Genomic DNA, 25,181 nt, shown 5'->3' with positions numbered 1-25,181 from the left:
TCGTTTGCCAAGGTACCGGATCGCACCGGCTTTGTAACCGCACAAATGAAAACGGCCCATCCGAAGATGAGCCGTTTTTTGTGAATCAGCGCAGCAGGATCAGTCCTGGCGGCTGGTCACTTCCAGCAGGTGATAACCGAACTGGGTTTTCACCGGGCCTTGCACGACATTGACTGGCGCGCTGAAAACGACGGTGTCGAATTCCTTGACCATCTGGCCAGGACCGAACGAACCCAGGTCGCCGCCCTGACGGCTCGACGGGCAGCTGGAGTTGGCCTTGGCAATCTCAGCGAAATCGGCGCCGCCTTCGATCTGAGCCTTGAGTTCGTTGCATTTGTCTTCGCTCGAAACAAGGATGTGGCGGGCAGTGGCTTTAGCCATGGGAAAGTTTCTCCTGTCAAAAAAAAGAAAGAGCCTACCGGAATCAAGGCTGCATTTCCTGATAAAAGTTCATCGCCAACCGATTACCTGTAGCGCAAACGGTCCACTGCACCGCGCAACAGCTGTTCGCTGGCCTCCCAGCCAAGGCAGCCATCGGTGATGGAAACCCCGTACTTGAGCGTTTCGCTCAATGGCTGGCAGCCCTCGAACAAGTGACTCTCCAGCATCATGCCGATCAGCGACTGGTCGCCCTGCAAGCGTTGTTCGAGTACGTCATTGAAGACCTGAGGCTGGCGCAGCGGATCCTTGCCGCTGTTGGCGTGGCTGCAGTCAACCATGATCCTTGACGCGATTCGTTGCTTTTCAAGGCTGGCGCGCACCTGGGCCACGCTCTGGCTGTCGTAGTTGGGGCCGCGATGACCGCCGCGCAGGACAATATGAGTGTCCGGGTTGCCCTGAGTCTCGATGATCGCCGGATGGCCATGCCGATCAATGCCGAAATGGCGATGGGGGTGGGCTGCCGAGCGCATTGCATCACTGGCTACCGCAACGCCGCCATCCGTACCGTTCTTGAAACCGACCGCCATGGGCAGGCCGCTGGCCATTTCCCGGTGAATCTGCGATTCGGTGGTACGTGCGCCAATCGCGACCCAACTGAGCAGGTCATCGAAGTAGCCAGCCGCCATGGGTTGCAGGATTTCCGTGGCAATCGGCAAGCCCATGAACAGCATTTCGCGCATCAGGTGGCGCGACATCGCCAGGCCTGCGGCCATGTCATCGCTGCCATTGAGCTGTGGATCATAGGCCAGGCCTTTCCAGCCGATGGTGGTGCGCGGCTTTTCGACGTAGGCGCGCATCACCAGCAGCATCTGGTCGCTGACTTCGGCAGCCAGGCAGGCAAGGCGTTCGGCGTATTCAAGGGCCGATTGCGGGTCGTGAAGAGAGCAGGGGCCCATGACTACCAGCAGGCGAGAGTCTTCACCGGTCAAGATGGCGTGTACGGCGCGGCGGTGGGCGGCGACCTGTTCGTTCAGGGCGGCATCCAGAGGCAGGCGGCTTTTCAGCTCAAGGGTGCTGGGCAGGCGCGTTGGGGCAGGCAGGTTGTCGAGCAGGGTGACAGTGCTGCTGGACAGGTCGGACGGTTTTACGGCAACGGACGAGTTCATGATCGGCTTTCCTGGGGCTGGCGGGTGTGTTCCCGCTCAAGACCCTATTGGGGTGTTCGACAATTGGCCTGGCTGGCCATGCGTTTGGAATTGCCACCTGGCAGTGACCGATCGGAGGCGGCTGGCTGTCCCGAACGGAGATTGCTAAATCGCCAGGCGAAGTCGATGTCGTTGCGGTAATAAGAAGTGCTGTTCATGTCGTATTCCTCAAATGAATTCAATCGGGTTTGCTGTGGCCCAAAAAACAAAACCCCCGGTCGGGTAGCCGACCGGGGGTAGAGAATTCTCTGGTTGGCGTCCCCTGAATCTGGGCGCCTTGTTGGGTATCAGGCGCGCCAGTGGCTAAACCAATACCCATAATAAAAGTTGACCGGCAGGCAGACAGCAGCCGAAGCAATCCGCGCAGCAACGCCCGCTACCGAGCGTTCAACGCGGGCAGGGTGCAGAAGCTGTGTTGTGGCGGATGGCAACATGATATGTCTCCGTGGGTTGAAAGCGAGCTTACCGCAGGGATGTGCGCTGATTCAATTGGAAAATTCAATCCGCTGAATTGATTGCCTGTATTGCATAAGCGCCGCCTCAGGCCCCTGAACTTGTGAGCCTGAGTTTAAAAGGTTTTTTTGCTGTGGACAGGTTCTGTCAGAAAAGTCGACACCGGCAGTCGGATTATTGCGTCAGCAATTGCAGTTGTGTGAGTGGTATATATGCTCAGTCATTACTTTCTTGTTCTGGGCCACTGCTCTGCGAAGGGATGACGCCTATCTTCATGCCCAGTAAAACCGCCACTTTATGGGCTTCTCCGCGCCGACCTTTCTTGCGACCTGCCAGTACCTGGTAAGTGGTTGCGGGGTCAACGCTGTTTTCCCGAGCAAATTCTTGAACAGATTTTCCCTGTTGTTCGAGCCAGGCCTTGGCTTGTGCAGCAGTACGTATTCCGGGCATAGTTCAAAACCGTTCAAATAAGTTTAATTCTGGCTGGATTCTACCATTCGTAAGAATGGGGTCAACAAGGTTATGCATTCAAATGAGTGGAATTGGATACCGATTAAGAAAAGAAAGAGAGCGCCTGGGGCTTTCTCAACGCGCCTTCGGTGAAATCGGTGGCGTGGAAGCTAATGCCCAGGGGAAATATGAAAGTGGTGATCGTGCGCCCAAGGCTGACTATCTTGCAGCCGTCGCGGCCAAGGGTGTTGATGTGCTGTACGTGCTGACCGGAACGCCCACGCCGATTCCCATCGACAACCTCAGCACGGCCGAGGAAAAGGTTCTGGGCAGCTACAGAACGTTGCACAAGGAGGATCAGGATGCAATAAGCCGTTTGACCATAACTCTGGCCGAACTATCGGCTTCCTACAGCATCCACAATAAATCGTTGCCTGACGATCACTGATGGCAGATTTGCCAATTGAGCGCTTTCGAGAAAAAACTCTGGCGTCTTAATGGGTTAGTGATAGTTTGTTGGTAACGCTGTCCACATAGCGATGTGAGCCGGATCTTGCCTTGTGCCAGGGTTCGCTGTCTTTCAGTACGTACGTACCAGAGCCCTCGGGTAATTGACCCGGATTGCGCGAAAATCTCTTCATGTTGCGTTTCACAGGCTCGAAGGGGCGGTGTCCACCGTCTGGCCTCATGAAACCGATGTAGCAATCTGCTTTCTACTGAAACGGCAACAGACCCTAGGTCTGACTCATGGTTTTTGTTATGGTGGTTGGCATTCGTTATGACTGTTGCGTGAGGTGTCTGCTTGATTAGGGTGCTAGTTGTCGATGACCATGATCTTGTTCGCACGGGCATCACTCGCATGCTTGCGGACATAGACGGCTTGCAGGTTGTCGGTCAGGCTGACTCTGGTGAAGAGTCCTTGAAGAAAGCCCGCGAGCTCAAACCCGATGTCGTCTTGATGGACGTTAAGATGCCCGGCATCGGCGGTCTTGAAGCGACTCGCAAGTTGCTGCGCAGCCATCCGGAAATCAAGGTCGTGGCCGTGACAGTCTGCGAGGAAGATCCTTTCCCGACGCGCTTGCTGCAGGCCGGTGCCGCTGGTTACATGACCAAAGGGGCAGGGCTGGCGGAAATGGTTCAGGCCATTCGCCTGGTATTTGCCGGTCAGCGCTACATCAGCCCGCAGATCGCCCAGCAACTGGCACTCAAGTCCTTTCAGCCGCAGGTCAACAATTCACCGTTCGATCTGCTTTCCGAACGCGAGATCCAGATTGCGCTGATGATTGTCGGCTGCCAGAAGGTCCAGACCATTTCCGACAAGCTATGCTTGTCACCCAAGACGGTTAATACTTACCGCTACCGTATTTTCGAGAAGCTCTCGATCAGCAGTGATGTCGAACTTGCTTTGTTGGCTGTACGTCACGGCATGGTTGATGCCAGCGCCTGAACATGACCCAATCGTTTGATCCAAGTGCGTTTCTTGCAACATGCAGCGGCCGTCCCGGCGTTTATCGCATGTTCGATATCCAGGCCCAGTTGCTGTATGTCGGCAAGGCCAAGAACCTCAAGAAACGCCTGGCCAGTTATTTTCGCAAGACTGGCCTCTCGCCCAAGACCAACGCTCTGGTCGGCCGAATCGCCCAGATCGAAACCACCATCACGGCCAACGAAACCGAAGCGCTGTTGCTGGAGCAGACCCTCATCAAGGAGTGGCGGCCTCCGTACAACATCCTGCTGCGCGACGATAAATCCTACCCTTATGTGTTTCTCTCCGATGGTGGGTTTCCACGCCTGAGCATTCACCGGGGCATAAAAAAGGCCAAGGGCCGTTATTTCGGTCCTTACCCAAGCCCTGGCGCAATTCGTGAAAGCCTGAGCCTGCTGCAAAAGACCTTTCTGGTTCGCCAGTGCGAAGACAGTTATTACAGGAACCGCAGCCGACCTTGTCTGCAGTACCAGATCAAGCGCTGCAAGGCGCCTTGTGTCGGGCTGGTGGCGCCGGAGGTATACGCCGAGGACGTGCGTCACTCGGTGATGTTCCTCGAAGGGCGCAGCAATGCCTTGACCGATGAACTGAACGAGTCGATGGAGAAGGCCGCCATGGCCCTCGATTTCGAGCGGGCTGCCGAGTTGCGCGATCAAGTGGCCTTGCTGCGCCGGGTTCAGGATCAGCAAAGCATGGAAGGCGGAACCGGAGACGTGGACGTGGTGGCGGCGTTCGTCAATCCAGGCGGCGCCTGTGTGCATTTGATCAGCGTTCGTGGTGGGCGTGTGCTGGGTAGCAAGAATTTCTTCCCGCAGGTAGGGATCGACGAGGAAGTCGGCCAGGTCATGTCGGCCTTTCTGGCGCAATACTTTATCGGTGGCGTTGATCGTGAATTGCCCGCCGAGGTGATCGTCAATGTGCTTCATGAGGACTTCCCGACCCTGATCGATGCCATCGAGGCGTCCCGTGGTCGCGAGATAACCATCAGCCACCGGGTGCGTGGCACTCGTGCACGCTGGCAGCAACTGGCGGTGACCAATGCCGAGCAGGCCCTTGGCGCACGCCTGGCCAACCGGCAGCACGTGACCGCACGATTCGAGGCGCTGGCCAAGGTTCTCAAGCTCGATGAGCCACCGCAGCGGCTTGAGTGTTATGACATCAGCCATTCCAGCGGCGAGGCGACCGTAGCATCCTGCGTGGTATTCGGGCCGGAAGGACCGATCAAGGCCGATTATCGGCGCTACAACATTGAAGGTGTGACGGCCGGCGATGACTATGCCGCCATGCATCAGGCCCTGACCCGGCGCTTCAGCAAGATCAAGGACGGCGAGGGCAAGTTGCCCGATATCCTGCTGGTGGACGGTGGCAAGGGCCAGTTGTCGATGGCGCGCGATGTGCTCAATGAACTGGCGGTTCCCGATCTGATCCTGCTGGGTGTTGCCAAGGGCACGACCCGCAAGGCCGGCTTCGAGACTTTGTATCTCAATGATGCCGCCCATGAATTCACATTGCCGGGTGACTCGCCGGCCTTGCACCTGATCCAGCAGATCCGTGACGAGGCTCACCGTTTCGCAATTACCGGCCACCGGGCGCGGCGGGGCAAGACACGTCGCACCTCGACCCTTGAAGGTATTGCCGGTGTGGGCCCGACACGACGTCGCGATCTGCTCAAACACTTCGGTGGATTGCAGGAATTGGCCCGTGCCAGCATCGATGAAATAGCAAAAGCACCCGGAATTAGCAAAAAGCTGGCAGAGTCGATTTATGCAAACCTGCACAGCGAGTAGAATGCCCGCTCACCTCGTAGCCAGTTGTGCCGATGAATATCCCTAATCTGATTACCGTTCTACGTGTTTTACTGATCCCGATCTTCATTCTGCTGTTCTATTTGCCCTATCACTGGAGCTATACGGCGGCCAGTACTGTCTTCGCATTTGCTGCGGCGACCGACTGGCTTGACGGTTATCTGGCACGTCGTCTCGAACAAAGCACGCCATTTGGTGCCTTTCTCGATCCGGTGGCGGACAAGCTGATGGTCGCAGTTGCGCTGGTGCTGCTGGTTCAGACCCATGCCAACCTGTGGCTGACCCTGCCGGCAGCGGTCATCATCGGTCGCGAGATCGTGATCTCGGCACTGCGCGAATGGATGGCTGAAATAGGTGCCCGTGCCCAGGTAGCGGTTTCCAACATGGGCAAATGGAAGACGGCGGCACAGATGCTGGCGCTGGTCATCCTGCTGGCCAATCCTCCTGCCGTCACGTTCTGGGTCATTCTGGGTTATGCATTGTTGCTGGTCGCGGCAGGGCTGACTTTGTGGTCGATGGTGCAGTACCTGAGAGCCGCCTGGCCTCATCTGAAAACCACTGCCGAAAAGAAATAAGTTTTTTGAATCAAGGGCTTGACGAAAAAACGATAGCGTATAGAATGGCGGCCATCACCAAGCGGGAATAGCTCAGTTGGTAGAGCACGACCTTGCCAAGGTCGGGGTCGCGAGTTCGAGTCTCGTTTCCCGCTCCAGTATTTAAAAAACGCTACTCAATAGAGTGGCGTTTTTTTTTTTGCGTTTTTAAATTTGGTTCTGTTCTTCCTCGCGTCAGAAACCTCAATCATCCCGACGCCCCCGGATATTTTCAAAAATTCCCGTAACCCTTAACGATGCCTTAATCGGAACCCCTCAAATTGCAGCCACTTGAAGCAGACGCCCTTGGCGCTGCAAGCCTGCCAACTTGAGAGACGTATCCGATGACTACTACAAAATTTTTCCTGGTTTCATTTTTTGCCCTGTGCTGCGCCACTGTCTTTGCCCAGGACGGTGCCGATATGATTCAAAAGCGTCAGGAAGCCTTTGCCCTTGAGCGCCAGCAGGCCCGTGAGGCGTTGGTCAAGGTTCAGGACAAAGTCGAAAAGAGCCAGACCGCCGCCAGTGCTGCCAATCCGAATGCCAAGCCTCAGGACATAAATGAAAAGCCTGCCAGCTAAACCCTAAACTGCGCGGGGAGCGGGTATCCGCCTTGATCTGATACGCTCCGCGCAGGCAGCAGAGTAGCGTTTACGCGGTATTCTTGCCGTTGTGAAATCCTTTCCCCCAGAAGAGTCGGTCATGCATGTATTGCTGTGTGAGGATGATGAGCTGATTGCCAGCGGCATCGTCGCGGGTTTGAGTGCCCAGGGTCTTAATATTGACCGGGTTGCCTCAGCATCCGCCGCTTATGCAATGCTGGACGTCGCGCAGTTCGATGTGATGATTCTCGACCTGGGGTTACCGGATGAAGATGGAATCAGTCTGTTGCGTCGTTTGCGTTTTCTTGGCCAGGCGATACCGGTGCTGATACTGACCGCACGCGATGACGTGGACGATCGGGTCAAAGGGTTGCAGGCCGGGGCCGATGACTATTTGCTCAAGCCGTTCGATCTTAGAGAGCTGTATGCGCGTCTGCACACGCTGGTGCGCCGGGTGGCCGGGCGAGCGGTCAATATCATTGAGCATGGGTGCGTCACCCACGATCCCAGTACCCGGGAAACCTGGCTGGCGGGAACGGTCATCGATCTTTCACGTCGCGAGCAGGCATTGTTGCTGGCATTGCTCAATAATCCGGGCAGAGTGCTGTCCATCGAGCAGTTGAAAGACAGCGTCTACGGCTTTGGTGATGAAGTCGAGAGCAATGCCTTGAACGTCCATATCTTCCATCTGCGTCGCAAGTTGGGTAACAGCATTGTCGAGACGGTGCGTGGCTCGGGTTATCGACTTGGCGCGGCCTCCGTTGCGCAGAGGGCTGATTCATGAGCTTGCGCCTGCGCTTGAGCCTGATTCTGGGGATTGCCTTTATCGCGGTCTGGGCGCTGGCCGCTACCTGGATGTTTCAGGATCTGCGCAGCCAGATGATGTATTCCCTGGATCAGCGGCTCGTGGCCTCGGCGCGAATGGTCGCTTCGCTGGTCGATCAATTGCCCAAACCGCTGTCGAGCCAGGAGGGTGGCGCTCACTTCAGCGCCGACCAGATGGGCATTCCCGATGGCATGGCCTGTGAGGTCAGCTCTTTGCGCGGTGAAATCATCGCCAGCAGCCACAACACTGCGGGCAATATTATCGCCAGCCCGAACGGCGGCTTTTATGATCAGGAAATCGACGGCGAGCATTGGCGAAGCTTTACCCTGGTGCAAGGTGATGTGCGGATCACCACGGCGGATCGTGAGCAGGAGCGCGAATCCCTCAATCATTCGGTCTTGCTGTCTGCCTCGCTCCCGATCCTGGTGGCGCTGCTGGCGTGTGCCGCGATGCTGTGGCTGGGCATAGGCAAAGGTCTGGCGCCGCTCAACCGCATGCGCGACGAACTGAGAAAGCGCAACATCGATTCCCTTGAACCACTCCAGCTCAAGATGCTTCCCAACGAACTGCAACCGTTGCTGGAAACCCAGAACCACCTGCTGGTTCGGATCAGCCAGGCCATCGAACGTGAGCGGCGCCTGACCGGCGATGCCGCCCACGAACTGCGCAGTCCGCTCACTGCGATAAAAACCCATTTGCAGGTTGCGCAGATGACCTCCGGCGAAGCCCGTGATCTGGCCTTGATCCGCGCCGAACAAGGCACGGATCGCCTGCACAATACCCTTGAGCAATTACTGTTGCTGGCGCGCGTGGAGGGCTGTCTGTCATTCGATGATGGCAGCCAGTGCACGGTCAAACAGGCGGTTGGCCTGGCTATTCAGGATGCAGGCAGCAGCACGGAGCGAGTCCGGCTGAGTTTTCAGGGCGCCACGCCTTCAGCCATCCTGGACATGCCCTCGGTACTGGCCGTGGCCGCACTGCGCAACCTGCTGGACAACGCCCTGCGACATAGCCCTGCCCATACGCCGGTCGCGGTCAGCGTGGCAGACAACGGCAGGTTCGCATTGGTCAGTATCAGAAACGCCAGCTCTGCAATCTCCGAAGACAATCTTCGGCATATGACCGAACGCTTCTGGCGCAGCAGCTCAAGCACCGGCTGCGGATTGGGCCTGGCAATCGTTCAGGCCATCGTCCAGCGCTGCGGTTGTACGGTTGATTTCGAGAGCGGCAGCCTGGAGTTTGTCGTGACGTTGGGGCTTCCTTTACAGAGAGATGCCGGTTCGGCCCGTCTGACCGAGTCCAGGCTGATTCAGCACTAGGCTTCACGTTTCACTGCCGACATGTTTTGTCATGAAACTAAAACCCCAGGCACCCGGTCTTTAACCTCGCAGAGGTTGGCCATATCGCAAGACCTCAAGTATTAAAGATGCTCGCCTTGGTCACTCACTCGGATCGCCGCAACAATCTTTCCCTCGACAGCCTCAATTTCTTCCTTGCGGATGTTCGCGACGGGCTGGGGCCTTACCTGGCGATTTACCTGCTGGCTGTTCATCACTGGGATCCGGCCAGCATCGGTGTGGTGATGACGATTGCCGGGATAGCCGGGTTGATTACCCAGACACCGGCTGGAGCACTGGTCGACAGCGCGCGTGCCAAACGGGCGATCATTGCAGTAGCCGCATTGTTGGTGACCGTCAGCTGTTTGCTGTTGCCTTTCGTGACCTCATTCACTCTGGTGGCCCTGACCCAGGCCATGAGTGCCGTGGCAGCATCGGTCTTTGCCCCGGCGATTGCCGCAATTACCCTGGGCATTACCGGTCCTCGGGCTTTTACACGGCGTACCGGGCGCAATGAAACCTTCAACCACGCCGGGAATGCCTGTGCTGCGCTGCTGGCGGGTGGCTTCTCCTACTTGTTCGGACCGGTTGCCGTCTTCTACCTGATGGCGGTCATGGCGCTGGGCAGTGTGATTGCGATCAGCTTCGTGTCGGCAGAGGCGATCAACCATGATCTCGCCCGCGGGCTGGATACGCGCAAGGCTGGGGATTCCAGGCCGCCTTCAACGCTGTCCGTACTGCTCACCAACAAGCCGTTGCTGCTGTTTGGCATCTGTTGTGCGCTGTTTCATCTGGCGAATGCCGCGATGCTGCCGCTGGTGAGTCAGAAGCTGGCGCAGGTCAATCTGCAGATGGCCACGCCCTTGACCTCGGCCTGTATCGTTGCGGCGCAACTGGTCATGGTTCCGGCGGCGTTGCTGGTGGGGGCCAAGGCCGATCTTTGGGGGCGCAAGCCATTACTGTTGATTGGCTTTCTGATCCTGCCGTTACGCGGCGCGCTGTATACCCTGTCTGATGACCCTTACTGGCTAGTTGCCGTGCAGTTGCTGGATGGCATCGGTGCTGGCATTTTCGGGGCGCTGTTTCCGGTGGTGGTCAAGGATCTTACGTACGGCACCGGGCACTTCAATATCAGCCTTGGCGCGCTTGCGACGGTCTTTGGTCTTGGCGCCGCACTCAGTAACAGTCTGGCGGGTTTTGTGGTGCAGGAAGCTGGCTACAGCGCAGCGTTTCTGACCCTTGCCGCTGTCGCTGCGCTGGCTCTGATCCTGCTGTGGGTGGCAGTTCCCGAAACATTGCGGCGCTCGGATGTCGATCCGGAGTCCGCCCCGGACGCAAGTCCCGCCGCTATACCTTGATCATCAATTGCTTCTGGGTATCGGCCACGCCATGCAGTAGCTCGATGACCCAGTCGATGAACACCCGCACCCGTGGTGATAGCTGCCGGTGCGGCGGGTACACGGCGGAAATCGTCCAGGACGGTACAGGGTAATCGCTCAGTACCTGAACCAGACGCCCTTCGGCCAATTGCCGCTGAACGTGATAGCGGGGCACCTGAATCAGGCCGAACCCGGATTCGCAAGCAGTCACGTAGGCATCGGCACTGTTGACGCTCAGTACGCCAGGCAATTGCAGCTCACGTAACTGGCCTGCCACTTCAAACTCGAAGGGGAAGGGTTTGCCGTTGCTGGACGGAAAGTTGATGGCGTGGTGGGTAGCCAGGTCGTCAAGGTTCTGTGGCGTTCCGGACCGGGCAAGGTAGTCGGGACTGGCGCAGGTCAGTTGCAGCATTCTGGCGATGGGGCGTGCAACCAGTGCCTGATCCACGACACTGCCGGCCCGGATTGCGCAATCGACACCTTCGCGTTGCAAATGCACTTGCCGGTCTTGAAAGCCGATGTCCAGTTGCAGGTTCGGGTAACGCTGATAGAAATCCGGCAACCGGGGCAGAATCCAGGTGCAGCCGAAAGCGACCGGCATGTCGACTCTCAAGGTGCCGTGCGGTTGGCTGCGTTGCACTGACAGAGAGCTTTCGAGGTCATCGATATCGTCCAGCAATTGCCCGCAGCGCTGGTAATAAGCCTCACCGTCGAGCGTGACCCGCACTTGGCGCGTGGTGCGCTGCAGCAACTGTACGCCAAGGTGTGCTTCGAGTTGCTGGATGAGCAGGGTGACCGTCGCCCGAGGCAAGTTCAGGTTCTCTGCCGCCTTGCCAAAGCCACCCAATTCCACAATGCGCCTGAACACCTGCATGGCTTGTAAGCGGTCCATAGCTCTGACTCATTATTTGTGAATTCTGAATAGTTAAACCAAAAAACTGCGGTTTATCCAGAATAACCCTTGATAGACACTGATTCGGTCGTTCCCATATCGAGGAGAAAAATCATGATCACACGTCAACTGGGCCAGAACGGTCCGCTGGTTTCTGCCATCGGGCTGGGCTGCATGGGCATGTCGGACTTTTACACCACAGGTGGCAACGAACAGGAAGCCATTGCCACGCTGCATCGTGCCGTTGAGCTGGGAGTCACGTTTTTCGATACGGCGGACATGTATGGCCCCTACACCAACGAAGCGCTGTTAGGTCGTGCCTTGCAGGGCAAGCGTGAAGGTATTTATCTGGCGAGCAAGTTCGGTCTGGTGCGCAGTAGCGATCCGCATGCCCGGGACGTCAACGGCCGCCCTGAATATGTTCGTGAATCCATCGAAGGCACTCTCAGACGTCTGGATACCGACTATCTGGATCTCTACTATCAGCACCGCATCGATCCCGATGTGCCGGTCGAAGAAACGATTGGCGCCATGGCCGATCTGGTCAAGGCCGGCAAGGTGCGGCATATCGGTATTTCCGAGGCCAGCGCCGCGACCATCGAAAAGGCTCATGCCGTGCACCCGCTGGCGGCGGTGCAAAGCGAGTATTCATTATGGTCCCGCGAGCCGGAACACAACGCCGTACTGGAGACCTGCCAGCGCCTGGGTATCGCCTTTGTCGCCTACAGCCCGTTGGGGCGCGGTTTCCTGACAGGCGAACTACGTTCCCCGCACGACTTTGCCGCCGATGATTATCGACGCACCAGCCCGCGTTTCCAAGGCGAAAACTTCAAGCGCAACCTGGCGCTGGTTGATCGGGTCAAGACCCTGGCTGCGCTCAAAGGTATCAATGCTTCGCAACTGGCCCTGGCCTGGGTGCTGGCCCAGGGCAATCAGATTATTCCGATTCCGGGCACCAAGCAGCGCAAATACCTGGAAAGTAACGTGGCGGCGGCTGCGATTACCTTGAGTACCGAAGAGCTGAATAGCCTGGAGGCCATCTTTGCGCCAGAGGGCGCGGTGGCGGGGGAACGTTACAGTGCTCAGGTCATGACGTTGCTGGATGGGTGATCGTTGATTTTCGCGAGGTTTTTTACGCTGCTTTTAGATCAAATATGCATTTGGGTTATGAGCATGTAACCCGTGGCGATATCCATTGCAGCCAATTTGTCGCTATGCAGAAATCATTGGCTGCAATTGCAGTTCTTCATCTGTTTAAGCAGCAAATATGCCGACGATCCGCGCAGAACCGCTGGTTCTGACAGCTTCTGATGCTGCTTTGCCAGCATCTTGTCGTGTCCGCATCGGAGTCTAGAATCGGCCCCCATCAGCTCCACACCTATCGTCGAATATGAAGAGGATTTCACCATGATGAACGCGATGCAGATGCCGATGAGCGCCAACATGTCGATGATGCCAATGATGGGCATGCCGATGATGATGGCGACCATGACTTGCAGCATGGTCGAAGACGGCATGATGTGCACCATGAAGCCGGCCGCTGGCATGGACATGGCGATGTTCAAGAATAACGCCGAAATGATGCAGATGATGATGAACTGCGGCATGCCGGTGATGATGCAGTGCGCCAACCTGTCGATGATGTGCATGTCCGAAGCGGCCATGTCGATGTCCATGAGCATGCCGATGATGGGTATGTCGATGCCAATGAACGGTATGGCCATGCCGATGATGAAGTGCATGATGGAATGCACCATGATGGCTGACGGCATGACCTGCAAGATGATGCCGATGGCGGGCATGAGCATGGACATGATGAACAACTGCTGCATGCTGATGATGAAAATGATGAACGACTGCAGCATGCCGATGATGATGAGCTGCAATGGCATGCCGATGATGTGCTGCACCTGCTGAGATGATGCGCAGTGCCGCGAAGCTCAGTCGCGGCGCTCGGGGTGGGTGACCACCAGATAGGCCACCGCCTCGCTGTCTACCGGGTTCCGGTAGCGGTGGGGCTGGTCGGCATAGAACATGATCGAATCCCCGGTTGAAAGCAGGAAACGCTCCTCGTTGACGCTTATCTCCAGCGCACCCTGCGCAACTACCAGGTTTTCCTGCACGCCCGGCCCATGCTCGGCGGAATGTTCCTCTCCCAGCGGGCTGATCCGCAACTCATAGAATTCCACATGGCGTGATGTGTCGTACGGGTAGAGTGCCCGGCTGACAAAATCACCGCTGGCACTGACCAGACGCTTGCTGTCGCGTGCCGGCATCAGCGTTACGCCCTCGCATTCGCGATTTTCCAGAAATGCCGCCACCGAAACCCTGACGCCTCTGGCGATCTTGCACAGCACCTTGATCGACGGCACGCTGCGCCCGGATTCGATCTGCGCCAGCATCGCCCGACTGACCCCGCTCAAACGCGCCAGGGCATCCAGCGACAATTGGCGTTTGCTGCGCAGGCGTTGCAGATTGTGGGCAACGCGCTGGCCGATCAGATCGTCTTCGTGGGTGACCGTCTCTTGTGCAAGGCTCAGGGGCTGATCAATCGATGTTGCCAGGAAACGATCCGATATGGTCATGGCGTTACGCTTGACGAGGAGGCTTGGATGACGCGAGGCCCTCGTTCCCCGGTTGCAGGGCAATACCCGCCTGCTGCGCATACATCGCCCACATCAGACGGCCCAGTTGCTGTGCTTGCCGGCGTTTGCGAAACAGGCTGAAGTCGATGATCTGTGCAGAATGGCTCATGAGGAAATCCTTGTGGGCGAAGCAGGGCATGGACGGAGATTAAGAGCTTTTTTATAGAACTATAAATACTTTGTTTTCATGTGTTGATTCGATTATGGAATATGAGGTTTTGGGGGCCGGCTTCGATATCGCTTGGGTCTAGGCCGGGCTCAAGGGCCCGTCCAGCAGCGCCAGGCTCAGTAGCCGCGCTGATGATCTACCAGATTGTTCAGGGCCAGGCCCTGGCGATAGCGGTTGAAGTTGTCGATGAAGTCTTCGGCAAAACCACGAATGCCATCGGTGGACAGTGCGCAGGTGTGCGGTGAGATGAATACCCGTGGGTCGCTGTACAGCGGATGACCGGCCGGTAGCGGTTCAGGTTCGGTCACATCCAGTGTGGCGCGGCCAACCCAGCCGGCTTCCAGGGCTTCGAGCAGGGCCTGCTGATCCAGTAACCCGCCACGGGCAATATTGATCAGGTGCAGGCCCGGCCTGGAACTTGCCAGCACTTCACGATTGATCAGGCCGCGGGTCTGGGCGGTCAGTGGTGCGGCCAGCACCAGATGATCGGATTCGGCGAACAGGTGGTGGAGGTTGTCGGCCACTTCGACCTGTGGCAGCTCGGTCAGCGGCTGGTCCGGTCGCCCCAGGGCAATCACTCGCATGCCCAGCGCCGTCGCCTTGTTCGCCAGACTGCGCCCGATACTGCCCAGGCCGAGAATGCCCAGGGTCTTGCCACGCACCGGCTGTAACTGGCTGAAGTTCCAGTCGTCATCCTTGACCCAGATATCCGGCAGTCGTTTGGCGGCGGAAAACACTGCCGCCAACGCGAACTCGGCGACCTGTTCGGCATTGCTGCCCTTGCCGCTGGTAACCGGTGGTCCCTGGAACAGCCAGTCCGGATAGAAGTCGATGCCCGAAGACACCAGTTGCACCCAGCGCAACGACCATGGCCAGCCGCGTGGCGCTTGATCCACGCGGCGGCCACGCACGTTGACCGGGCGCAGGATCACCACATCGGCACGTTCGGCATGGAATTGCTCGGGCGTCAGGTCCAGGACCCGATGATCGGGTAGTTGCTGGCGCAGTAATTCGTTGGTCTGGGCATCCAGTTGGCTGGCGATCACGCTGACGTTGCTCATCGGGTACTCATTGCAGAAGACAGAAAGGGGCGCCCGGCCGGGCTTTTTATGACCGTATTCTTGGTTTTCTGCCCTGTAAAATTCTTTTTGGATCTAAGCTAATGGCGTTAATTAAAAAATTACGCATATTAGGATATGACCAAAATGCATTTCACTGATTATTAACTTGACGGTACAGTCACTCCCCAGAACATTCGCGACCGCACCGGCGGAACGGATAGCCCATAACCTGACAACAGGCTGCCGTTCAGCCATGGAGATCGTCCGCGATGCCACCCTTTGCAAAAATCCTTGCGCTTGGCGCCGCCTTGCTGCTGGCAGGCCCGGCCCTTGCCGAACAACGTATCGAACTGCGTATCGGCGACCAGAAAGGCAATATGCGCGCGCAGCTGGAGGCCGCCGACGCCTTGCGTGACCTGCCTTATGACATTCGCTGGGCGGAATTTCCGGCCGCCGCTCCTTTGGCCGAAGCCTTGAATGCCGGAGCGGTGGATGCCGGAATCATTGGCGATGCGCCGCTGCTGTTTGCCCTGGCTTCCGGGGCTCAGGTCAAGGCCATCGCCGTGGACAAATCCGATGCCTACGGCACGGCGGTCCTGGTCGAGCCCAAATCGCCCCTGCTGGCTGCGGCCGATCTGAAAGGCAAGCGCATTGCGACGGGGCGCGGTTCGATCGGGCATTACATTGCGCTCAAGGCGCTGGCCAGTGCCGGCCTGAGCGAGAAGGATGTGGAATTTCGTTTCCTTGGCCCGGTGGATGCCAAGGTCGCGCTGGCCAATGGGTCGGTAGATGCCTGGGCCACCTGGGAGCCCTACACCGCGCTGGCCGAACTCAGCGGTCAGGGCAGGGTGCTGGTCAATGGTCGCGGGCTCTCCAGTGGCAACAGTTTCCTTGCCGCCACCGACAAGGCACTGGCCGACCCGGCCCGTCGCGAAGCGTTGCAGGATTATCTGGCCCGGCTGGCCAAGGCGCAGGTCTGGGCTTACCAGAACCTCGACAGTTATTCACGGACGCTGGCGCAGATCATCGGCTTTCCCCAGGAAGCTGCGCGGCTGCAATTCGAGCGACGTAAATTGCGCTGGCAGGCCGTGGATGGCAAAACCATCGCCGAACAGCAGGAAACCGCCGACTTCTATCAGGCCCATGGTTTGATTGCCAAACCGCTGGACGTCAAACCGACCTTCGCCAGCGGCTTCGTGCTGCCAGCCGCCGATGCGCTGACGCAGAATCCCTGACCAAGCTGCACGACATGACATCATCAGGGAGCGGGCGGTTGCACTCCCTGGACGATGTAGACGTTGGATTTTCCGGCCTGATGGCGGATCGGTTTGATCTCTTCATAAGCTGCCGAGTGATACCACGCCCTGGCCTGTTGAATGCTATCGAACGCGATGACGACCAATCGGCCCATGGGCTGCTCACCTTCCAGCCCCTCGACTTCGCCGCCACGCACGATAAAGCGCCCGCCATATGGCTTGAAAGTGCTTTCAACCCGTTCGCTATAGGGTTTGATGGCGCCTGGCGTGACGGGCTCGAACTCGGCGACGTAGTACGCCAATGGCGGCGCAGGTGTCTGTGCGCAAGCCATATTCATTGCAAGGCCAGTCACGGCCATGAGCAGACAGGCAAATCTATTCATGATGTTCTCCATGGCTGGCAGAGCCTGTCACTTCGAGCTCAATTGCACCGGTGTCGTCTCGATCAACTTGCGCGAGCGAATCATCGAGCGGGTTTCCTCTACGTAGCGTTTGAAATGCGCAGAGGCGATATGTGACAGATAGGCTTGCTCGCTGGCATAGATTTCAAAGAAGTGGAGTTTGTTGGGCTGGTCTTTCTCGGCCACCGAGTAAATGGCGATCACGCCCGGTTCGTCCCGTGCAGAGATTTCCATCTCTTCCTTGACGATCTGCGAGTAGCGCTCCAACTGCTGCGGATCAATCTCAAGCTGAGCCACACGCACCACCACCGAAGGGGGGAATTGCTGTGCCGCAACCAGGCTCGATGCAAGCAGGCAGAGTGTCGTTGTGCAGGTGGAAAACAAATGGCGAAGTTTCATGGTCGATCCCTTGTATTGATCAGCGGATGGCCTTTTCTCATGAAAATGACTCACGACACCGGCCGCCTGGATTGCATTTCCCCATCCGCTGTAAAAGGCCGCATGGGCCAGTTACTCGCTGATTTCCTCCGGGGTACGGCGTTCACCAATGCAACTGCCAGACAGGTTGGCAATGATGCTGTGCATCAGGCTCAACCGAAAGTATGGTATTGGTTGATTGGCTATTAACTAAAAGTTGATAGTTCGCAGACCATGCGACCGCCATACAGCAGGGAAACTGGAGAGCAGCATGTCTGCACCGCAGGCACTGGTCGATGCAGCCCGCAATGGCATTGGTATCGCGCAGGTCGCCGTGCATCTGGCCTGGGATGATCTGGTGGCTGGCAGACTCAAAATTGTCATGTATCGACAACATCGCCCCGCGCTCTATGAAATGGTGATCCAGTACCCGCACCGCGCCCTGATTGCACCGCGTGTGCGGGTAGTGGTGGATTATCTGCTGGAAGCATTTGCCGCGAGCAAGGCGCTTCATGTGCCCATCGATTCGTTGCGGGCGTACACAGCCTGATGTGCTGTGCACGCCCCGGACATCCGTTTCAACGCATCTGCAGAATGATCACATTGCTGCTGGCCGGGTTGGTCCGCTCACGCAGGTCCTGCACATCCTTGACGCTGACCGGGCCGCCCTTGTTACCCCATGAGCTGCGGATAAAGGTCAGCACGTCTGCGGTTTCCTGATCGGAGAGCTGATTGCGAAATGGCGGCATGCGATAGGCATCCGGTACGCCATTGGCAACGATGCGGCCCGAGCCGTTCAGAGTGACGTTGATCGACGAGGCATGTTCCTTTGCCAGAGAAGACGAGGCTCCGGCCAGAGGCGGAACCCATTCGCCCTGACCACGTCCGTCCGGAGCATGGCAGGAGCTGCATTTGGCCATGTAGGTGCGCGCCCCCGGAACCTTCAACTGCTCGCTGACCGTCAGGGCGCCATTGGCAGTTGAGTCGTACTGCCAGGGTTCGCCGTCACGCCTGGCATCGCCCGGCAGCGACTTGAGGTAATACGCCACGGCCTTGAGGTCTTCGTCGGTCATGAACTGCGTGGAGTTGTTGAACACGTCGGTCATCGAGCCGAACACCACGGCATGCTGGTTGCGGCCGGTCTTGAGGAAACGTGCGATGTCTTCCTCGCTCCAGCGCCCCAGCCCGGTGTTGGGGTCATTGCGCAGGCTCGGCGCATACCAGCCATCGAGCAATGCGCCGGAAACGAACGCCGGGCTGCGCTCGTCGAGGGCCTTTTCGTTCATCGCCAGGCCGCGCGGGGTGTGACAACTGCCGCAATGCCCGGGACCCTGCACGATGTAGGCACCGCGAAGCCACAACGGATCCTTGGCGGTTTCAGCCTTGAGATAACTGCCCGAGTCGGTGAAAACCGCATTCCATAACGCCAAAGGCCAGCGCATGTTCAGCGGCCAGGGGATTTCCCCCGGCTTGTTTTCCTGTTTGACCGGCTTTACGCCCTGCATGAAATACGCATAGAGCGCACGTATGTCGTCCTCGCTGAGTTTTTCATAGGACGGGTAGGGCATTGCCGGATAAAGCCGGTGTCCGTCACGGGCGACTCCCAGGCGCAATGCCCGGTCGAATTGCGCAAAGTCATACTTGCCGATGCCGGTTTCCTTGTCAGGCGTAATGTTGGTGGCAAAGATCGAGCCCATGGGCGTCGCCATTTCCAGGCCACCGGCGAACGGTGCACTGTCCGGTGTGCTGTGGCACGCCACGCAGTCGCTGAGCCGGGCAACGTATTCGCCACGCTGGATCAGCTCCGCGGATGCTGTCTGAGGGCTGGCCACGCCATCGAAAGGCGAGGCGGGTGTGCGGGTCACGAACCAGGCGACACCGACAGCCGCCACGACACACACCGGCACCAGGATGGCAGCAACTTTCTTGATTCTGCTTGTGGTCATCTGTGAGATCCGAAGTGTCAGGCCTGTTGGTCTTTGAAGGTGTAGCGCGACAGCGGCATGCTGCGGATCCGCTCGCCGGTCAGCCTGGCGACCGCATTGGCCACGGCAGGCGGAACGGCCGGTAGCGGCGGTTCGCCGATGCCGCCCATCTTGGCGCCACTTTCGATGATCTTCACATGCACGCGGGCCATGCGATCGGGCGGCAGGATGGGATACATGTCGTAGTTGCGGGCCGCCGGAATACCTTTCTCGTAGACCGCTTCTTCAAGCAGGACCTGGGAAAGCCCGAGGGCGACGGCTCCGTTGACCTGAGCTTCGATGATGGCCGGGTTGACGATGCTGCCCGGATCGATGGCCTGCCAGATGTCGTGTACCTTTACCTGACCGTTCTTGATTGAAACTTCGGCGATAACCGCCGTTTCGGTGCCGAATGGTGACGCCATGGCCACGCCACGTGCGCGACGTGTGCCATCCTCGGCTGTGAAGGGGCCGCGCTTCCAGCCACCGGACAGCTCACCGACGGCGCGCAGCAGGTTGGTCAGTCGCTCATTGCCTTGCAACAGGTGCATGCGCAATTCATAAGGATCCTGTCCGCCCTTGTCGGCCAGTTCGTCGAGGAAGGTTTCATACAGGAAATCGTTCATCGAATTGCCGACCGAACGCCAGTAACCGAGCATGACCGGACTCTTTACATACAGCTGGGCAATCCTGCGGTTCGGAATCCCGTAGACCTTGCCGGCCAGACCTTCGAGGGCTGTTGGATCAAGCTTTTCTCCCTGCTTGTTGCTGATGCCCTCGGTGGGGCCTTCGGTGGCGCTCACGGCTTCCAGCGCGACAGGCATGCCTTTGGCATCGAGCCCGGCGCGGAAGCGAACCACGGCCATGGGCCGCAATACATCGCGCAGGAACTCTTCTTCACGGCTCCAGATCAGTTTGACGGGCCGCCCGACTTCCTTGGCCAACTGCAGGGCCTGGGGATACGGGCAGGCGGTGTTGTAGAGAAAGTGACGCCCGAAGAATCCGCCCAGCACCGGAGAGTGAATATTGATTTTTGCCGGCTCAAGGCCGGTGCGCTTGGCCACATCGGCGAGGAACAGATCCGGCGCCTGATTGGGTACCCACAGGTCCAGAGTGCCGTCCTGGTTGAAACGCGCCAGGGCCGAAGGCGGCTCCAGTTGCGCATGGTGGACAAACTGGCTGTAGTAGGTGGCGCTGACTACGGTATGTGCGCTATCCAGAGCCTTGGCAGTCTCGCCAACCACTTCGTCGTCCTGGCCTGCGCCGGGTTCGTTGGCCAGTCGCTCACTGAACGCGGCCGTGGAGAAATCGGCGGGCATGTAGCGCAGTTCCGAGTCCGGCCCCGGCTCTTTCCAGTCCACCTGAACGGCTTCGACGGCACGCTTGGCATTCCACCAGCGCTCGGCCACCACGGCGACAGCGCCGGGCAGGCGGTGGACGGAGTGCACGCCTTTCATGGCCTTGATCTGTTCTTCGTTGCGAATCGCGCCCACCGTCAGGCCCAGCCTCGGGGCGTGCTGAACGGCGGCGTGCAGCATGTCATCGACACGACAATCGATGGTGTAGATAGTCTTGCCGGTGGACTTTTCGTAGCCATCGAGGCGTTTGACCGGCTTGCCGATCCAGCGGAACTGGCTCGGGTCCTTGAGCTTGACGCTGTCCGGATCCGGCACTGGCAGGTCCATGGCGCGTGACGCCAGTTCGCCATAGCTCAGGGTTCTGCCGGACGCCGCATGGACGACCTGGCCGGGCTGGGTGGTGAGCTCGCTGACCGGCACGCCCAGACGCTCCGCGCCAGCCTGCAGCAACATCGCACGGGTCAGGGCACCGAGACGGCGCATGGTCGGATAACTCATGCGCACCGACATGCTGCCGCCGGTGATGCGCATGCCGTTGCTAAGCACCACGTATTCACTGCCGGGAGAAGCGTTTTCGACGATAAAGGTCGCAGGATCGGCATCCAGCTCTTCGCCGACAATCTGCGCCATGGCGGTGAAGATGCCCTGGCCGCCCTCGACGAAGGGGCTTTGCAGGCGGATCGTATTATCCGGCCGGATTTCGAGAAAGGCGGGCACGCGGGTCCCCGGTACTTCCGTTGCCACTCTGGCCTGGGCACGCGCCTGGCCCAGCGGCAGGCCGAAGCCAAGGACCAGCGCTCCAGCCATGGTGCCTGCCGACGCTATCAGGAAGCGCCGGCGAGAAATATTGATCGCTTCCCCGGTCGGAAACGCCTCGCTTGAGTCGGGACTGTCCGCCAACTTTGTCATTATGATTTCCTCTGGCCGTCATCCCTTCAGGAAGCGTCCATTGCTCAGGTTCTGGATCACGGTTTTGCGGCCTGGTTTCCGAGGTCTGTGCCTCGTGAAGATCCTAGGACTTGCCAGAAGCCGCAGGCGCGAACTGGGTGACTTGCTCACCGGCCACTTCATGCACTGCGCTGTTGATGAAGTTGTAGGTCCCACAGCGACACAGATTGATCATCGCTGCGCCGATTTCTGCATCCGAGGGATGCGGGATTTGCTTGAGCAAGGACGTCGCGGCCATTACCTGGCCGGACTGGCAGTAGCCACATTGCGGGACTTGATGCTTGACCCAGGCCGCGACGACGCGCTTGCCAACGGCATCCTCTTCGATGGCTTCAATCGTTGTGATCCTGCGGCCGATCACGCCCTCTACCGGCGTGACGCACGAGCGCACAGCCATTCCGTCGACCAGTACGGAACAGGCCCCGCACTGGGCGAGGCCACAACCGTACTTGGTTCCGGTCAGTCCGAGTTCATCGCGAATTACCCAGAGCAGGGGAGTATCGCCATCGGCCTGAACCTGATAGGTCTTGTCGTTAATCTGCAATTCCATGATTATCCAGCCATCTCGTGGGGGAAGGACTCCAGTGTTTCAGTTGCGCAACACTGCTGGAACGGTAGCACGCACTTCGAGAGGCTCTATGCCATCTGGCTGCTAGAGCATATGAGCAGGATTGATAAATGAGGGTTTGGCCCCTGCGGTATTCAGTCATCCGGCCCGGCATCCGCTTGCCGGGCCAGAAGACGAAACCTGCGGCCCCGGAGCTGAGTCTGTCGCTTATCCCCGCACATCCCGCATCAACAACCCGAACCTCAACTCCACTTCTTCTGGAATCGGCAGGTACACAACATGCCCATCCCCTGGCGCGACGTTGATGCTTTCGCCCTTGCTGTTCTGCAATTGATGCAGATCGAAGTGGAAGTTGCCCCTGGGCGTCATCAATTCCAGATGATCACCCAGGCTGAAGCGGTTCTTGACTTTGACTTCAGCCAGGCGATCCCGACGTTCACCGGTCAGTTCGCCGACAAACTGTTGCTGTTCTGACACCGAGCTGCCGTTCTGGTAGTTCTGGTATTCGTCATGCACATGACGGCGCAGGAAGCCTTCGGTGTAGCCGCGCTGGGCGAGGGATTCGAGGTCGGTCATCAGGCTGCGGTCGAAGGCGCGACCGGCCACCGCGTCGTCGATGGCGCGCCGATAAACCTGAGTGGTGCGGGCGCAATAGAAATGCGATTTGGTCCGGCCTTCGATCTTCAGCGAATGCACGCCCATGTGGGTCAGGCGCTCGACATGCTGCACGGCGCGCAGATCCTTGGAGTTCATGATGTAGGTGCCGTGCTCGTCCTCGAAGGCAGGCAGCAATTCACCCGGACGATTGGCTTCCTGGAGCAGGAAAACCTGATCGGTTGGCGCGCCTGCACCCAGGGTCGGTTCGGGTTCGGGCGCAAAGGTCTGCACGATGTCGCCGGTGAGGTTTTGCGTGGCTTCCTGAGCCGAATATTCCCAGCGACAGGCATTGGTGCAACTGCCCTGGTTGGCGTCGCGCCTGTTGATATAGCCCGACAGCAGACAGCGCCCGGAATAGGCCATGCACAGCGCGCCATGAACGAATACCTCCAGTTCCATGGCGGGAACCTGCTGGCGTATTTCGTCGATTTCTTCCAGCGACAGCTCTCTGGACAGAATGATCCGGCTCAGGCCTTGCTGCTGCCAGAACTCGACACTGGCCCAGTTCACGGTATTGGCCTGTACCGACAGATGGACAGGCATCTGCGGGAAGTGTTTGCGCACCAGCATGATCAAGCCGGGGTCGGACATGATCAACGCATCCGGGACCATGGCAATCACTGGCTCCAGGTCCTTGAGGAAGGTCTTGAGCTTGGCGTTGTGCGGCGCGATGTTCACTACCACGTAGAAGCGCTTGCCTTGCGCCTGTGCTTCACGAATGCCGAGTTCCAGGTTGGCATGATCGAATTCGTTGTTGCGTACCCGCAAGCTGTAGCGCGGCTGACCGGCATACACCGCATCGGCGCCGTAGGCGAAGGCGTAACGCATGTTTTTCAGGGTGCCGGCGGGGGCAAGCAGTTCCGGGGTAAAGGCTGTCATGGCGGTGTCGGTCGCAAAAAGTCGCGAACGGTAATCGCCTTGCCGGTCGCCTTCATTGATCTGGATCTATGAAACGGCTCGGGCAGGCAATCCGGGTCCCGTTTGTGACAGGGCTCGGGTTGCCTGCATGACGGCGTCAGGCATCCACTTGCCTGATCAGGGTGTGCAGATACGCAATGCCTTTCTCGGTGATCGCATTGCGCAAGGTTCGCTCGGCGGCGGTTACCGCGTTATGGCTGGCGGCCCGGCAGAAGCGGTAGACCAGATCGACGGTTTGCTGTTTGTCTGGTGCCAACTGGTTGTTCACATCGCAATGGGCGATCAACAGGTTGCGCAGGGTCAAGGTGCGGATGGCCAGGGTGGTCGCCCATTCGGTCAGGCTCAAGCCGTAATCCTGTCCGGCACTGGTGTTGGAAATGAACGGGAAGCCGGTGCGGGTCATTTCGGCAGCGATGAAGCGCTTGAGGATCAGGTCCAGGCTGTGTTGCAGTTTTTCGCTGTACAGGCGGCGATACTCGGCGCGCAGCGTCCATTGCGCCTGGAGCGGAGTGGCGCCGGGCACGATCAGCGATGCGGTGAGAATCTGCTGGCGCAAGGAGGAGGGCGCGCCCGGTGCGTTGAGGATATTGATCAGGACGATCAGCAGGGGATCGGCCAGGATCTGTTCATCGCTCTGTTGTGGATGGTGCACGGTATGCTCGTTCAACTTCGGGATCTGTTCGATCCAGCGTGAATGCGGCAGCTCCGAAAGTTGCGCTGAGATGTCGTAGAGGCGCAGCAATACTTCGCCTACCGGTAGTTGTTTCGACAGGGTAATCTGCAGAAGCGATTCCACCACCGAGCGCCACTGCGTCTGATCGATGCCTGGAAACTCCTGATTGGCGGCGGCGTAGAGGTGGTGATCGTCTTGCGGACCTTCTTCAATCTGGAATGGGGTTTCACCAAACAGCCCGATACGGGCGACTTCAGGGCAGCTCATGGTTGCGGACTTCACCAGCGAGTTATTGATGCGGCGATACATGCGAGGGTAATTGGCGCAGGTGTCCGTGAGGACCTGTTCACCCTGTTCAGCATGTATCTGGCAACGTCCGCCTTGCAGCGCACCGCACTGGCCGCCGGCCTTGTTCATCTGGTAACCGGAATCGTCCTTGACGATCAGGTTCAACAGCTCGGGAAAGTCCCGGCTATACAAGTCGTGACTGCGATTGCTCACCGCGATGCGCCAATTGCCCTTGCAGCAATTGTCTTCGCAACGTTCGGCAATGCATGAAAATTCCTGTACGTATTTGAAAGCCCTGGCGGACTGAATGCCCATGAATACTCTCCCGCAGCCTAAGATTCGTTTGAACCTGAGTGGTCGTTGTGCGGGAGTTGTTCCATGGTCCAGGGTAAATGCTGATGCCCGGCGTGGTTAGCCAGGCAAGGGCTCCCGCACCCGAGCGGGGCGGG

Annotated in this window: 26 protein-coding genes and 1 tRNA gene; 13 read left to right on the top strand and 14 right to left on the bottom strand. The window is 58.4% G+C overall.

Going from position 1 to position 25,181, the window contains the following annotated elements:
• Window positions 1–99: 99 nt before the first annotated feature.
• The 3 genes from ALQ04_RS08725 to ALQ04_RS08715 form a co-directional block, all read right to left on the bottom strand.
• A complete protein-coding gene (locus ALQ04_RS08725; RefSeq protein ID WP_259644977.1) occupies window positions 100–444 on the bottom strand; it encodes a peptidylprolyl isomerase in 345 nt (114 codons plus the stop codon).
• A 20-nt stretch (window positions 445–464) separates the two neighbouring features.
• Window positions 465–1,547: a 3-deoxy-7-phosphoheptulonate synthase gene (locus ALQ04_RS08720; RefSeq protein WP_122315347.1), complete on the bottom strand. Its 1,083-nt coding sequence runs from the start codon at window positions 1,545–1,547 to the stop codon at window positions 465–467.
• Between the two features lie 708 nt (window positions 1,548–2,255).
• Complete coding sequence (locus ALQ04_RS08715) at window positions 2,256–2,489, bottom strand: DNA-binding protein (RefSeq protein ID WP_122315346.1); 234 nt, start codon at window positions 2,487–2,489, stop codon at window positions 2,256–2,258.
• A gap of 82 nt (window positions 2,490–2,571) precedes the next feature.
• Between ALQ04_RS08715 and ALQ04_RS08710 the strand changes: the two genes are divergently transcribed.
• The 9 genes from ALQ04_RS08710 to ALQ04_RS08670 all read left to right on the top strand — a co-directional run bounded on the left by ALQ04_RS08710 (window position 2,572) and on the right by ALQ04_RS08670 (window position 10,496).
• Window positions 2,572–2,937: a helix-turn-helix domain-containing protein gene (locus ALQ04_RS08710; RefSeq protein ID WP_122315345.1), complete on the top strand. Its 366-nt coding sequence runs from the start codon at window positions 2,572–2,574 to the stop codon at window positions 2,935–2,937.
• A gap of 354 nt (window positions 2,938–3,291) precedes the next feature.
• Window positions 3,292–3,936, top strand: coding sequence for a UvrY/SirA/GacA family response regulator transcription factor (uvrY, locus tag ALQ04_RS08705; RefSeq protein ID WP_025260379.1), 645 nt, complete (start codon window positions 3,292–3,294; stop codon window positions 3,934–3,936).
• 2 nt (window positions 3,937–3,938) lie between these two features.
• Complete coding sequence (gene uvrC / locus ALQ04_RS08700) at window positions 3,939–5,762, top strand: excinuclease ABC subunit UvrC (protein ID WP_122315344.1); 1,824 nt, start codon at window positions 3,939–3,941, stop codon at window positions 5,760–5,762.
• A gap of 32 nt (window positions 5,763–5,794) precedes the next feature.
• Window positions 5,795–6,355 (top strand): CDP-diacylglycerol--glycerol-3-phosphate 3-phosphatidyltransferase, encoded by a 561-nt coding sequence (gene pgsA, locus ALQ04_RS08695; protein ID WP_122315343.1) that lies wholly within the window; start codon window positions 5,795–5,797, stop codon window positions 6,353–6,355.
• Window positions 6,356–6,416: 61 nt separating this feature from the next.
• Window positions 6,417–6,492: transfer RNA gene (locus ALQ04_RS08690), tRNA-Gly, on the top strand.
• 225 nt (window positions 6,493–6,717) lie between these two features.
• Window positions 6,718–6,954 (top strand): hypothetical protein, encoded by a 237-nt coding sequence (locus ALQ04_RS08685; protein ID WP_122315342.1) that lies wholly within the window; start codon window positions 6,718–6,720, stop codon window positions 6,952–6,954.
• Between the two features lie 121 nt (window positions 6,955–7,075).
• On the top strand, window positions 7,076–7,759 hold the full coding sequence (locus ALQ04_RS08680; protein WP_122315341.1) for a response regulator: 684 nt from the start codon (window positions 7,076–7,078) through the stop codon (window positions 7,757–7,759).
• Window positions 7,756–9,120, top strand: coding sequence for an ATP-binding protein (locus ALQ04_RS08675; protein ID WP_122315340.1), 1,365 nt, complete (start codon window positions 7,756–7,758; stop codon window positions 9,118–9,120). Before ALQ04_RS08680 ends, ALQ04_RS08675 begins: the two co-directional genes overlap by 4 nt.
• 116 nt (window positions 9,121–9,236) lie before the next feature.
• Window positions 9,237–10,496, top strand: a complete 1,260-nt coding sequence (locus ALQ04_RS08670) for an MFS transporter (protein ID WP_122315446.1) — start codon at window positions 9,237–9,239, stop codon at window positions 10,494–10,496.
• On the opposite strand, the gene ALQ04_RS08665 is transcribed toward ALQ04_RS08670, so the two are convergent.
• A complete protein-coding gene (locus tag ALQ04_RS08665; RefSeq protein WP_122315339.1) occupies window positions 10,486–11,409 on the bottom strand; it encodes a LysR family transcriptional regulator in 924 nt (307 codons plus the stop codon). The two genes, ALQ04_RS08670 and ALQ04_RS08665, sit on opposite strands and share 11 nt — an antisense overlap.
• Window positions 11,410–11,523: 114 nt before the next feature.
• Here ALQ04_RS08665 and ALQ04_RS08660 point away from each other — a divergent pair, with 114 nt between their 5' ends.
• Window positions 11,524–12,519, top strand: coding sequence for an aldo/keto reductase (locus tag ALQ04_RS08660; protein ID WP_122315338.1), 996 nt, complete (start codon window positions 11,524–11,526; stop codon window positions 12,517–12,519).
• Between the two features lie 297 nt (window positions 12,520–12,816).
• The gene (locus ALQ04_RS27205) at window positions 12,817–13,326 is read left to right on the top strand and encodes a hypothetical protein (protein WP_259644969.1); all 510 of its coding nucleotides are present in this window, start codon (window positions 12,817–12,819) and stop codon (window positions 13,324–13,326) included.
• A gap of 23 nt (window positions 13,327–13,349) precedes the next feature.
• On the opposite strand, the gene ALQ04_RS08650 is transcribed toward ALQ04_RS27205, so the two are convergent.
• The 3 genes from ALQ04_RS08650 to ALQ04_RS08645 form a co-directional block, all read right to left on the bottom strand.
• Entirely contained in the window at window positions 13,350–13,994 is a 645-nt protein-coding gene (locus tag ALQ04_RS08650) for a helix-turn-helix domain-containing protein (protein WP_122315337.1), read from the bottom strand.
• A gap of 4 nt (window positions 13,995–13,998) precedes the next feature.
• Window positions 13,999–14,163, bottom strand: coding sequence for a hypothetical protein (locus ALQ04_RS26915; RefSeq protein WP_183142138.1), 165 nt, complete (start codon window positions 14,161–14,163; stop codon window positions 13,999–14,001).
• Between the two features lie 176 nt (window positions 14,164–14,339).
• Entirely contained in the window at window positions 14,340–15,284 is a 945-nt protein-coding gene (locus tag ALQ04_RS08645) for a D-isomer specific 2-hydroxyacid dehydrogenase family protein (RefSeq protein ID WP_122315336.1), read from the bottom strand.
• A 269-nt stretch (window positions 15,285–15,553) separates the two neighbouring features.
• Here ALQ04_RS08645 and ALQ04_RS08640 point away from each other — a divergent pair, with 269 nt between their 5' ends.
• Window positions 15,554–16,519, top strand: coding sequence for an ABC transporter substrate-binding protein (locus tag ALQ04_RS08640; RefSeq protein WP_122315335.1), 966 nt, complete (start codon window positions 15,554–15,556; stop codon window positions 16,517–16,519).
• Window positions 16,520–16,542: 23 nt separating this feature from the next.
• On the opposite strand, the gene ALQ04_RS08635 is transcribed toward ALQ04_RS08640, so the two are convergent.
• Both ALQ04_RS08635 and ALQ04_RS08630 read right to left on the bottom strand, forming a co-directional pair.
• On the bottom strand, window positions 16,543–16,923 hold the full coding sequence (locus ALQ04_RS08635; protein WP_221033395.1) for a DUF1330 domain-containing protein: 381 nt from the start codon (window positions 16,921–16,923) through the stop codon (window positions 16,543–16,545).
• Window positions 16,924–16,950: 27 nt separating this feature from the next.
• A complete protein-coding gene (locus ALQ04_RS08630; RefSeq protein WP_122315333.1) occupies window positions 16,951–17,340 on the bottom strand; it encodes a putative quinol monooxygenase in 390 nt (129 codons plus the stop codon).
• 289 nt (window positions 17,341–17,629) lie between these two features.
• Here ALQ04_RS08630 and ALQ04_RS08625 point away from each other — a divergent pair, with 289 nt between their 5' ends.
• Window positions 17,630–17,908, top strand: a complete 279-nt coding sequence (locus ALQ04_RS08625) for a LysR substrate-binding domain-containing protein (protein WP_122315332.1) — start codon at window positions 17,630–17,632, stop codon at window positions 17,906–17,908.
• 28 nt (window positions 17,909–17,936) lie between these two features.
• On the opposite strand, the gene ALQ04_RS08620 is transcribed toward ALQ04_RS08625, so the two are convergent.
• The 5 genes from ALQ04_RS08620 to fliB all read right to left on the bottom strand — a co-directional run bounded on the left by ALQ04_RS08620 (window position 17,937) and on the right by fliB (window position 25,047).
• Window positions 17,937–19,304 carry a cytochrome c gene (locus ALQ04_RS08620; protein WP_122315331.1) on the bottom strand — a complete coding sequence of 456 codons (1,368 nt, stop codon included), beginning with the start codon at window positions 19,302–19,304 and terminating at the stop codon, window positions 17,937–17,939.
• 17 nt (window positions 19,305–19,321) lie between these two features.
• On the bottom strand, window positions 19,322–21,589 hold the full coding sequence (locus ALQ04_RS08615) for a xanthine dehydrogenase family protein molybdopterin-binding subunit (protein WP_122315330.1): 2,268 nt from the start codon (window positions 21,587–21,589) through the stop codon (window positions 19,322–19,324).
• A gap of 103 nt (window positions 21,590–21,692) precedes the next feature.
• The gene (locus tag ALQ04_RS08610; protein WP_122315329.1) at window positions 21,693–22,178 is read right to left on the bottom strand and encodes a (2Fe-2S)-binding protein; all 486 of its coding nucleotides are present in this window, start codon (window positions 22,176–22,178) and stop codon (window positions 21,693–21,695) included.
• 225 nt (window positions 22,179–22,403) lie between these two features.
• A complete protein-coding gene (yegQ, locus tag ALQ04_RS08605; RefSeq protein WP_122315328.1) occupies window positions 22,404–23,732 on the bottom strand; it encodes a tRNA 5-hydroxyuridine modification protein YegQ in 1,329 nt (442 codons plus the stop codon).
• Between the two features lie 136 nt (window positions 23,733–23,868).
• A complete protein-coding gene (gene fliB, locus ALQ04_RS08600) occupies window positions 23,869–25,047 on the bottom strand; it encodes a flagellin lysine-N-methylase (RefSeq protein WP_122315327.1) in 1,179 nt (392 codons plus the stop codon).
• Window positions 25,048–25,181 lie beyond the last annotated feature (134 nt).

Source organism: Pseudomonas cichorii, assembly GCF_003700275.1.
GTDB lineage: Bacteria > Pseudomonadota > Gammaproteobacteria > Pseudomonadales > Pseudomonadaceae > Aquipseudomonas > Aquipseudomonas cichorii_B.
Note: the sequence above shows the minus strand (reverse complement) of the source record. Positions and strands in the feature narration are given on the sequence as shown.